General features: G+C 43.5%; 7 protein-coding genes and 1 pseudogene. 1 reads left to right on the top strand and 7 read right to left on the bottom strand.

Features of this window, described 5'->3' with window-relative positions:
* Positions 1-359: 359 nt before the first annotated feature.
* The 4 genes from VIP81_RS09380 to VIP81_RS09365 form a co-directional block, all read right to left on the bottom strand.
* Entirely contained in the window at positions 360-1,763 is a 1,404-nt protein-coding gene (locus VIP81_RS09380) for a RagB/SusD family nutrient uptake outer membrane protein (RefSeq protein ID WP_331958925.1), read from the bottom strand.
* A gap of 19 nt (positions 1,764-1,782) precedes the next feature.
* On the bottom strand, positions 1,783-4,809 hold the full coding sequence (locus VIP81_RS09375; RefSeq protein WP_331958922.1) for a TonB-dependent receptor: 3,027 nt from the start codon (positions 4,807-4,809) through the stop codon (positions 1,783-1,785).
* 482 nt (positions 4,810-5,291) lie between these two features.
* A complete protein-coding gene (locus VIP81_RS09370; protein ID WP_331958919.1) occupies positions 5,292-5,981 on the bottom strand; it encodes a hypothetical protein in 690 nt (229 codons plus the stop codon).
* A gap of 252 nt (positions 5,982-6,233) precedes the next feature.
* Positions 6,234-8,642 (bottom strand): efflux RND transporter permease subunit, encoded by a 2,409-nt coding sequence (locus tag VIP81_RS09365; RefSeq protein WP_331958916.1) that lies wholly within the window; start codon positions 8,640-8,642, stop codon positions 6,234-6,236.
* A 231-nt stretch (positions 8,643-8,873) separates the two neighbouring features.
* Here VIP81_RS09365 and recO point away from each other — a divergent pair, with 231 nt between their 5' ends.
* The gene (recO, locus tag VIP81_RS09360) at positions 8,874-9,611 is read left to right on the top strand and encodes a DNA repair protein RecO (protein ID WP_331958913.1); all 738 of its coding nucleotides are present in this window, start codon (positions 8,874-8,876) and stop codon (positions 9,609-9,611) included.
* Here the strand turns inward: recO and VIP81_RS09355 are convergent.
* From VIP81_RS09355 to VIP81_RS09345, 3 genes and pseudogenes are all read right to left on the bottom strand, one after another.
* Positions 9,576-10,394: a UDP-2,3-diacylglucosamine diphosphatase gene (locus VIP81_RS09355; protein WP_331958910.1), complete on the bottom strand. Its 819-nt coding sequence runs from the start codon at positions 10,392-10,394 to the stop codon at positions 9,576-9,578. The genes recO and VIP81_RS09355 overlap by 36 nt on opposite strands.
* Before the next feature lie 119 nt (positions 10,395-10,513).
* On the bottom strand, positions 10,514-11,149 hold the full coding sequence (locus VIP81_RS09350; RefSeq protein ID WP_331958908.1) for a LutC/YkgG family protein: 636 nt from the start codon (positions 11,147-11,149) through the stop codon (positions 10,514-10,516).
* Positions 11,150-11,157: 8 nt separating this feature from the next.
* A pseudogene (locus VIP81_RS09345) lies at positions 11,158-11,793 on the bottom strand (AAA family ATPase); the annotation flags it as partial.

Below are 11,793 nucleotides of genomic sequence, written 5' to 3'. Positions count from 1 at the left end.
AAAGCAGCCAAAGAAGTAGCTCTTTTTTCATAAGCGATTTTGTTTTGATTGACTAAGAAAGCAGCTAACAAAATGTTATAGAATATAAGTAAACATGGATGCTGGTCGGGTAAGAAAATCAAACAACTATCCACTATTTGCTATATTACAGACTATAGATATTTGTTAAACAATAGATGATAACAAGCAATTATTTCCAAATGTTCGGGAGATGTGAAGTGATTGAATATATATATTTTCCCCACATACATTTAAAATATCATAATTGATTTTTTCGCTTTCTGAAAAGGGATAGTAATCAAACAAAAAAAGGGGATGCCAGCCGGCACCCCCTTTTTAAATATTTAAACAACGATTAATTATTGACCATATCCCGGATTCTGCCCAATCGGATTGGTATTGAGTTCCGTTTGAGGAATAGGACAAATGGCAATATCTGATGTAGTACTGATAGTACATGGTGCCGCTACTTCCAACAGATCATGGCAGAAATTGCGTACAACGTCTTTACCATTTCTGAGGAGATCAAAATAACGGTGACCTTCGAACATAAATTCTTTTCTGCTTTCAGCGAGTACATAGTCCAGCACATCTTTATCAGCAACGCCGGATAACGCAGCTAACCCTCTCTGCGCTCTCAGTGTATTCAGATCACTGATCGCTTTAGCGGCCTGGTTCAGGTGTGCATATGCTTCTGAGCGGATCAGGTACATTTCCGCCAAACGCAGCAACTTAGGGCTGTGCATACCGGCAATGCTTTCCTGGCCCTGAAATTTCAGGTTGGTTTTTTCACCAGTACTTCCATCTGAAAATACGCCGAGCAATGATTTTCTCGCATCATTGGCAGCTAAGGTATTGTACAGATCAGGTGATACGCGAATATCGCCATATCCTGGTTTCAGGTACATCATACCAAGATTGTCAGATCCCAGATCTTCGGCATTTCCGGTAAATCTAAGCGTAAAGATTTCTTCGGCACTACCGCCATTATTGTAAAATGTAGGAATGCCGGCAGCTGGTGTTAATGAAAATCCTGCATTAATTACATTCGTTGCTTCGTCAATAGCCGCCTGATCATCTCCTTTAGCCAGATAAACCCTGGCCAGTAATGCAGATGCAGCATACTGACTTGCATGGAATTTAGTATCTGCACCGACGTTTACCAACAACTTTTTAGCATCGGTAAGATCTGTAATAATCCTGGTATACACGTCTGCCACAGAACTACGTGGTGTTTGTACTACTGCAAATTTCAAATTAACGGGTACGCCTGGTTGACTACCATTGCTGCCACGGTAAGGCTTTGCAAACATATTTACCAGGTCAGAATAAGCCAACGCCCGGATAAACAAGGCTTCTCCTTTGGCAACATTTTTCGGTTCCTGATCGGCAGAAATGGAATCTACGCTGTTAATGATGTTATTAGCCCCAAGAATAGCTTTATAAGCGGTTGCCCACAGGTCAGCAACATCGGCATCCTGCACGTTATATTCGCGCTTAAAACTGGATATAAAACGATTACTGTTTTTAGCAGACAGGTACACGTTATCGCCACTCAATTCGGTCATCAACCAATAGTTACGACCATAATATTCTGTTTGCTGCAAGGCATCATATGTGCCTGCAAGCGCAGATTGTATTGCCGGCAGATCTGCCAGTGCATCACCTATTTCCAGGGAGTTGTTTGGCTTCACATCCAGCTTGGATGAACAAGCCTGTAACAGGGCAGCTGCTGCAAATATGCCTATGATATATTTTTTCATGCTGATTATCCTTTTAAAATTACAATGTGATATCTACTCCAAAGCTCACGCTCTTATTAACCGGATACTTGAAGAACTCAAATCCATCATACCCTACTTCCGGATCTACACCGGAATAGTTGGTAAGCGTCCACAGGTTAGCACCTTGTACATACACACGGATGCCTTGTATTTTGGCAGCTTTCAACACGTAAGAAGGCAGGTTGTAACCTAAGGTCAGGTTACGTAACCGGATGTAGGAACCATCTTCCAGGTAACGGCTGGAGGCTGCATTGGAAGACTTATTACCACCAATAACCGGCTTCGGGCGATCTGCCTTCTGACCTGCGGTAGTCCAGTAATTCTCGCCTGCTTCTACGTTGTAGTTCCATCCGAAGCGTCCACCGTCTGCATCACCATATCTTTTTGTACCATTAAAGATTTCATTACCCTGAGATACATAGAAGAATGCAGACAGAGAGAAGCCTTTATAATTAACAGTATTGTTAAAGCCCATGGTAAATTTAGGCATGGTGTTACCAAAAGTTCTGTAGTTTGCTTTGTTGATATCGTTAGTTGTTTTACCATCGGCAGTATACCACAGTGGATCACCGGTAGCAGGATCTACACCAGCCCATTCTTTCAGGTACCAGGTATAAGCCGGCAAACCTTCTCTCAGAATAGTATTGGTATATGCGTTTCCTTCAAAATCTTCAAAGTTGTTGATATCCTCATGGTTGTTCAACTTCAATACCTTGTTGCGGTTCATCGCAAAAGTCACATCTGTTGTCCAGGTTACTTCTTTAGATTGAATGTTCACAGAAGATACGGTTGCCTCTATACCACGGTTGCGGATAGTACCTACGTTAGCTGGTCTGCTGTCTTTACCAACAGAAGGAGGAATAGGAACATTCATCAACAGGTCGGAACTTTTCTTATTGTATACATCCACGGAAACAGTCAGCCTGTCTTTCAGGAAGCCCATATCCAGTCCCAGGTTTGTATTGATACTCTTTTCCCAGGTAAGATCCCTATTACCAATACCATCGAGGTAACCACCCGGCGCACCGTTGTAGCCAACATTGTATTTGTATAATGTCATCCAGGTATAGTTACCAAAATTGGCATTACCGGAAGTACCATAACTGGCTCTCAGTTTCAGGTTGGAGAAGAGGTGCTGAGACTTCATAAACTCCTCGTCAATTACACGCCAGGAAGCACCCAGCGCATAGAAAGTACCATACTTGTTGTTAGGGCCAAAACGGCTGCTACCATCTCTTCTGATGGAACCTGTCAGGTAATACTTGTTGTTGTAAGTATAGTTTAACTGACCCAGGTAAGAAACAAAACGATAATCATAAGAATCACCAGCTACAGACTGTGGTGTGGAAGCGGCATCCAGCACATGCAGTTTACCGTTGGCCAAACCAATGCCTGATGCGTTGAAACCATCAAAGTGAGTAGGCACATATTCCATCATCGCCAGGTAATCAAACTGACTTTTTTCGCCAATGTTGAAGTTACCGGAGAGGGATGTTTGTGATGTGATAGTTCTGTTAGTCTGGCTCGCTTCCAGGATGCTTCCGCTCTTGGAATTATCTACTGCATTATATGCATCTGCCGTAGTAGGATCCATATAAGATTTCTGACGGGCCATGATCATGTCAGCAGAAATATTCTGTGAAAATTTCAGCCAGTCAAATATGCGGTAGTTCAGGAACATTTTACCCAAACCACGGAAGTTGTAGTTGTTGTTGGGATTCAGCGGAACGGAATACAGGAAGTTATCTCCGGTAGGAGAGTTGGCCCATGCATCTTCCAGACCGGTATATAATTTACCATTTGGCTGGTATGGATTCAGCATCGGTGAGTTGGCAAAACTTGCCAGCAAAGGACTGCTGTAACGGTTACCTGCACCAGCGTTGTTGGCATCGCTGTAAGACAGGTTCAGGTTCATACCAATATCCAAACGATCGTTTACTTTATGTTGTATGTTAGATACTACAGAGTAACGTTTCAGACCTGAATAAATCAGGGCACCATCCTGGCCAAAGTAAGCGCCGGAAATATAGTATTTGGTTTTATCGTTTCCTCCGCTGGAAGAAATCTGATAGTTCTGTGTACGTCCATTCTGGAATGCTGCATCTCTCCAGTCAAACATATGATTCAGTAAAGAATCAGGCAGTTCTTTGTTGATTTCCGCTTCTGATATATCGTTCAGACGCAGTACATCTTTCTCATAATTAAAAGCCTGCTCACCGCTCATTTGTTTCCACTTGCCGAAGCTGGGAGAATTGAAACCGTATTGTGCTTTAAAATTAACGTTAGAGGTACCGGCTTTCCCTTTTTTAGTGGTGATAACGATTACACCGTTACTACCTCTTGAACCATACAATCCGGTAGCAGATGCGTCTTTCAACACATTCACGCTTTCAATATCGTTAGGGTTCAGGTTAGCCATGATGTCACTGCTCTGTGTTTGGTTATCGTAATTGAATTGACCATTGTTTACGATAATACCATCAATTACATACAGTGGACCAGCACCTGCACTCAGTGAACCGATACCGCGGATGGTTACTTTCTGCGCGGAGCCAGGTTGTCCGGAAGCTGAAGCTGATACCACACCAGGTGCGCGACCTTGCAGGATCTGGTTTACATCCGGCATCGGTACGTTCTCAATTTGCTTGGAACTTACTTCTGCAATGGAGCTCACCATTTTCTTACGGTCTACCTGTGTGTAACCGGTTACCACTACTTCGCTCAGTTGCTTGTTGTCGGCTTCCAGGCTGGCATTGATAACGTCTTTGTTAGCGGGCAATTCCTTTACCAGGTATCCCACAAAAGAGAATGCCAGGACGGCGTTGCTGTTGTCTACTGTGATTTTGTAAGAACCATCCGGAGTGGACATAGTGCCCTTGTTGGTTCCCTTGATCTGAATGGTTACACCAGGTATAGGCGAACCGTCTTTACCATCGGTAACTCTCCCCGTTACTGTGCGGCTTTGCGCATAGAGCTGCCCGCCCAGCAATAGCACGGACAGGAGGAGAAATAACATTTTCCTCATAAGCATGATTTTGTTGTTTCCTTAACCTTAAAAAATAAAAATCCACATCAAGGCTATAAAGCCCTAATCAATTGGTTCCTGTTAAATCAGTTGAGTAAATTATAAGCTGGATAACTTTAATAGTGGAGTGCTGGCAAGTGTATAATGGTATACTTTGACAATAACTAAAAGACAGCCCTATTCTATTGCAATTCCTTTAATGAATTAACAATAGAAGTAGTCAACTTCTTCCTCATAAGCAGTTTCCTTAGCAAATTTTCAACCAGCTTCAAAAGTAGTAATTATTAACAAAAAATTAAGCTAGAAAAGTTGCCGATAACATTTGGATAACAGTTTTTTAACTTTTCCTTAACTTATTATTTAATATAATTATATGTAAAAGCCTGGAGATAAACAAGCGGCAAGAATACCGCCTGTGCTCATCAACCAAAATCTAAATCGAGATTAATGTTGCCCCGCATAAAAGCGGGGCAAATTATTTTTTAGGAAAGGGTAAGCGGATATGTTTTTAACAATTCCAGCAGTACCATAAACAAATCATCATTCCGATGATTAAACCGGTATTCACACTCTTTCAGGTGCAAATAAGCGGTGTTACGGTTCAACCCTTTGAACTTGGCCAACCGGTGCTTGGTTAAGCCCCAGAAAGCATCTACATCGTCCATTTGGTGCGTTTCCGAAGTTTGCCCCAATCGGTACAGACGGTATTGACCCAAATCCACCAAACCGTTAAACCGGCGCAAACGTTCTGCTGCACCCTGGGTTTCCAATACGGAACGACCACGTGTGGCGGCATGAATCATAGAGCGGCTTACTTCTGGGAGAATTTCGGTGTGCAATCTGTCTGAGGATCTGCAGATGCCGAAGATTACCGGCTTAACAATCCGGTCAACTTCCGGCTTTACGGCCACCAGCGTGTCGCTGTCGTGGTCCGGGGTTAGGTCACTGGGTCTGCTGTCGTAGGTTAACACGGGAACAGGCGCAGGATGCTGCGTCTCACAGTAGCGTGCAATCTGGTGTCTTAGCTTCTTCAGGTAGCTATTAATAGTTACCCTGCTGACACCGCTGATATTGGCTATCTGGGTCGCAGTAAGATCATCGGCAAACAGCCGCAAGATCTCCTTAAATTTGCGCTCGGATAAATGAGCGCCCTTTAAGTACTTATTTTTCATGAACTATGTGGTTAGAATGGCATTATAAACCTCATACTTTTTAATTATAATATGCCACCCTTTTTTACAAGCGGTGAAAAGGGTATTTGAATGCTGTCCACTAGATTATTTCACGGCTATTTTTTGTCCATTTTAGCTAAATGTTTAGCAGCAACTGCGAAAAGCAGCAAAACAAAAGCCATCGGGGCGAACAAATGCAGTGAAACCCGCACCTGTTCGCCCCGATGGCGATTATTTTTATGCCCTGAAAAGCTACTCTTTGTCGCTTATTCCCAGCTCCTTAATGTCGATATCTTCTTCTTCATCCAGCGTTTTCCACAACTCTTTCTTCTTTGCCTTCTTCAATAACGCCTTTTCCATCCATAACAATAACGCAGGTAATATCGTCAGATTGGTAATCATGGCCACTACCAGCGTAAGAGACGTTAACCAGCCCAACGCCTTTGTACCTCCAAATCCGGAGAAACTAAAGATCATAAAGCCGGCAAACAGGATAGCAGAAGTATAAATGATGCTCAACCCCGTTTCATGAATCGTTTGCTTAACAGTAGCACTGATATCAAAATCATGACGCGGTAACTCCTGCTTGAAATTTACCAGGAAACGGATGGTAACGTCAATGGCTATACCCAGTGCCACACTAAATACCAATACGGTAGAAGGTTTCAATGGTACGCCTACCCAACCCATCACACCCGCCGTTACTACCAGCGGAATCACATTCGGGATCAGGGATATAATCAACATCCTCCATGAACGAAACAGGTACAGCATACACAGCATGATCAGCACAAAAGCCAACACAATACTCTCCATCAGGCCGTTAATGATAAAACGGGTACCTTCCTGGAATATAACACTGGTGCCGGTAAAGGTCACCTTGTAATGAGCGGTATCAAAAATAGCCGTTACCTTAGGCTGTAAGGAATCCAGCAATATGGGTAATTTCTGCGAACCCACATCCTTCATATTCACACTCAAACGCGCTACCTGTTTGGTACTATCCATAAAGGAAGATACCAGCTTTGAAAAAGTAGAGGCTGGACCCGTGGCGTTAGTCCCCTTCATGCGCAGATAAGGCGCCAGAAAGCCCAGATCAAACTGGTTAGGCACCGCAAAGTTGGAACTATCGCCATTATAATAAGCCTGTTTTGCAAACTTAATCCCTTCCACAACAGACAATGGACGACCAAAATCAGGCTGCGCTGAAATCAGTTGCGTCAGCTCATCCAGCTTATTCAGTGTTTGCAGATTAATAACCCCATTCTTCTTTTTAGTATCTACTGCTATCTCCAAAGGCATAACCCCCTTGAAGTTGGTTTCCAAAAATTTCAGATCCATATACAGCTTATCCGTATGCGGTATATCATCCAGCATATAGCCAACAGACTGTAAACGTCCCATCCCCACAATAGCCAGGATCACCAGCACTGCGCTCACAGCGTATACCCATGACCGGTACTGGAATACCAACCTCGTCAGGAAGTCCAGGATGGCTCCAAAGAAACGGTTATCCAGATAGGTGGTGTGCTTGGTCTTCGGTGCAGGTAAATAACTCAGCACAGAAGGCAGGAAAATAAAAGAAATCAGGAAGATGAACATGATATTCAATCCCGCTACTACACCAAACTCTTTCAGGATAGCACTGTTGGTAAAACAAAACACGCCAAAACCAATAGCAGCAGTCAGGTTGGTAAACAATGTTACAATACCCATCCGCTGTATCATATGTATCAATGCCCTTGTTTTATTGGCATCTTTGGCATATTCCGTATGATATTTACTCAGGAAGTATACGCAGTTCGGAATTCCTATCACCACTATCAGCGATGGAATTAACCCCGTCAGCAAAGTAATTTTATAGCCCATCAGTACAATCGTACCCACAGACCAGATCACCCCGATAGCCACCACAATCATGGACATCAGCACCGCACCAAAGGAACGGAAGAACAGGAACAGGATCAATCCTGTTAAGAGAAAAGATATTTTGAGAAACAGCTTCAGTTCATCCGCTACCTTAACGGCCATGGCTGTACGAATAAGCGGCAATCCGCTCAGGTGTACTTCCGTATGTTGTTTTTCCTGGAAAGCGTTGGCCAGCTTGGTGATTTCGTTTACTACCGCTGTACGTTTGGGCGAATTAAAAACATCTTTGTTCACATAAATCGCCATGAGATAGGCATGTGTATCCGGATTGTATAACAGCCCTTTGTAAAACAGCAGCGTGTTGAACACTTTGGATAAACTATCAATCACTACCTGGTTTGTCAGGTCGCCCTTGAAAAGTAAATTCGCTTCCAGCTTTTGTGTACTGTCATTCTTCACCAGGTTCACCGCCATAGGCACGCTCATAATATTTTCTACGGCAAAAACATTTTTCATGTCCTTGTTCAGCTGAACATAGTCCTTGAAAAAATCTGCCTGGAAAAATTTATCTGTCTGCACAGCGAGCATGAGCACATTACCATCCCCTCCAAATTTCTGCTTAAACTCCTGGTATTCAAGAAACTTAGGGTTATCATGCGGGATAGTGGCTACATAGTCGTACGACATTTGAACCTTACTGGCAAAATAACCCATCACGCCGGTACCAGCGAGCAGAAGAAGAAGAAGCAATAACCGATATTTTAGCACAAAGCCTGCTAAACGTTGCCACATAAGGATTTCCTTTTTAGTAATGGGCGTAAAGGTAATTAAAATAGCTATTAGCTGTTAGCGAACAGCGATGAGCCGGCAGGTTTTAGCTACCAGCTGCAGGCTTTTAACCTTTAGTCGGATGCACTGTATGTTTTGCCTGTTAATATTTCCATATTTAGCGGTCCCTGCTTCCTTACCATGGTTTGTATTAACTTGCAATCCGGTTTCTATCACAAAAATGCTAACAGCTAAATGCTTCACAAAACCCGTGGTATAGTATTACGCACTATCAGGTATGGAGATACAAGTCTGATCGTGAATATGTTCACTGAACTCTTTGGTGTGCAATCATACATGGTAAACGGGGCAAGATCTTCCAAGCCTAAAGCGGCTAAAGGAAATTTGCTACAACCTGGCAATATCCTGGAGCTGGTGGTATATCACAATGAAATCAGGAACCTGCAGCGGATCTCTGAATACAAGCTGGCGTACATCTATACCGCCGTAAATCTGAATGTGGTAAAAAACACAGTGGCGCTTTATATCATCGAGCTGTTGCAAAAATGTTTGAAGCAACCGGAGCAGCAGCTGGATCTTTATTATTTCACAGAAAATACCCTGCAGCTGCTGGACGTATCTGCGTTGCCGGTAGTAGCCAATCTTCCATTATATTTTACGCTAAAAGTAGGGGAGTACCTGGGTTTCCGGCTCAATGGCCGCTTCTCTGAATACACGCCCTACCTGGATTTACAAGAAGGTACGTTTTCTGATTTGCCGCCTCATCACAGCGATCACCTCGATGCACATAGCAGTGAATTAACAGATCAGTTGTTTCAGTGCACAGAAGTACAGCACCTGGCGGCCATCACGATGAATAAAGACAGAAGAAGGAAATTACTGTATGCATACCTGGATTTTTTCCGGTTGCACTTACCTGATTTTACAGAGATGCACTCACCGCCTATCCTGCACGAGATTCTGGACGCCTGATCTGGCGGCCTTTTCACCGGCTTCGGTAAAATACTGCAGTGTTACATCTTTGCCGTCATAAACTGCATAAGAGAAATAGTTGAGCCAGTCGCCCAGGTTAATATACTGACTGTTTTCAGATAGTTGAATATCGAGGGGCAGATGTCTGTGCCCATAAATGAAATAGTCGAAGTGTTCTTTTTGCAGGATCTCTTTGCTGTAAATGGCCAGCCATTCATTTTCTGTACCCAGGAAATGTTCCAGTTCCTGCCCGGTAGCAGAACGGCTTTTACGGCTGAAGTAATTAGCGAGGGAAATTCCCCAGGCCGGGTGGATCGCAGAAAACATCCAGCGGCAAAAGGGGTTTCTGAATACTTTTTTCAGCATTTTATAACCATGGTCGCCTGGGCCTAAGCCGTCGCCATGGCCGATATAAAATCGCTTTCCGCCTATGGTATAGGTTTGTGGTTCGTAGTAAACGGGAATATTCAGTTCTTCTTCAAAATATCCATTCATCCACATATCATGGTTCCCAATAAAAACAGATATGCCGATGCCTTTATCACTTAATGTGGCCAGCTTACCCAGTAGTCGGGTATAGCCTTTAGGGATTACATGTTTGTATTCAAACCAGAAATCAAAAATATCCCCTACCAGGAAAATGTGCTGTGCATCTGATTCTATCTGGTCGAGCCATTGCAGGATCAACTTTTCGCGCTCCCTGCTGGCGGCAGGATTGGGTGCACCGAGATGAAAATCAGAGGCAAAATATACTTTCTTATTGGCCGGTAAGTGGATGTCCATTGTTTTAAAGCTTTTAGCCGTTAGCTTTTAGCTTTTAGCAAATGCAGCGGAGATGGTATGACGTTGATCTCCGCTGCATTTGCTAAAAGCTAAAAGCTAACGGCTAATGGCTGTTTTATTTATTCGTCTACTAAAAATACGTATACTTCTTTGGGACCATGAATCCCTACTACCAGTGTTTTTTCGATATCTGCGGTACGACTGGGTCCTGTTGCAAAAGATATTGCAGATGGGAGATCGTTACCATACTTATCTTTTAGCTTATTCAGCGCATCCTTCAGGTCAAATACCAGTTGGTGCGTGTAGGCGATCATGATATGTACGGGTGCATATACCGGCAATGCTCTGCCACTGGGTTGTGCGGCACTCAGCACCACTGTTCCGGTGCGGGCTACCAGGTATTCACAATCTGTGATGGCAGCATCTGCTTCGTGCATAGTGCCCTGGTTCAGCGCAGGCAACTCCTCATGGTGAATTATTTTCAGCAGGGAAGGGGTTTGACAAAAAACGTTGTGCCACTCTTTATTTTCACAAAGCGCACGCAAACTATCCATCAACTCACCCTTTCCGGTACAGAAAACAAATTTTCCCTGTAATCTGGTAAATTCTTCTGCAAACTTTAATTCCAGGCTCTCATTCTCAGTTCTGAAAACAGACGAGTTGCCCTCCGAATTTGGGAAGGGCAACTGTACTGACTGACTTAACGCATTCCGTACTCTCTTCAGAATATTTTCCTTAGCAGGAGAAATCTTCATATCACTATTTACGCATTAGCTGGTGATGGAGAAGGGTTGATGATATCTGACGGATGAACACCATCAGTAGTCATGCCTTCTTTATTCAGTAAGTGTTCTCTGTGAACGTCGTAAGGACGTTTACCGATCAGTCTTTCCAGGTCGGCCTGGTATAAAACTTCTTTCTTCAATAGTTCTTCCGCCAGTACTTTAACCTGATCCATCTTGGATGTCAGCAGGTCTTTAGTTCTGATATAAGCAGTTGCAATCAGTTTTCTTACTTCATCATCAATCATCTTGGATGTTTCTTCAGAGTAAGGTTTGGTAAATGATTGTTCGCTGTTAGGATCGTAGAAAGATACATTACCTACTTTATCGTTCATACCGTACACGGTGACCATGGCATAAGCCATACGGGTAATTACCTGCAGGTCATTTTGTGCGCCGGTAGAAATTTTACCGAATACCAGTTCCTCTACTGCACGTCCGCCGAGGGTCATACAGATATCATCGAGCAGCTGTTCGGTGTTGTATAAATATTGTTCTTTCGGGAGATATTGAGCATAACCAAGTGCTGCAACACCACGGGGAACGATCGTTACTTTCACCAGTGGATTAGCGTGTTCCAGGTGCCAGCCGCAGATAGCGTGGCCAGCTTCATGGTA

Source organism: Chitinophaga sp. (assembly GCF_036566945.1).
GTDB lineage: Bacteria > Bacteroidota > Bacteroidia > Chitinophagales > Chitinophagaceae > Chitinophaga.
Note: the sequence above shows the minus strand (reverse complement) of the source record. Positions and strands in the feature narration are given on the sequence as shown.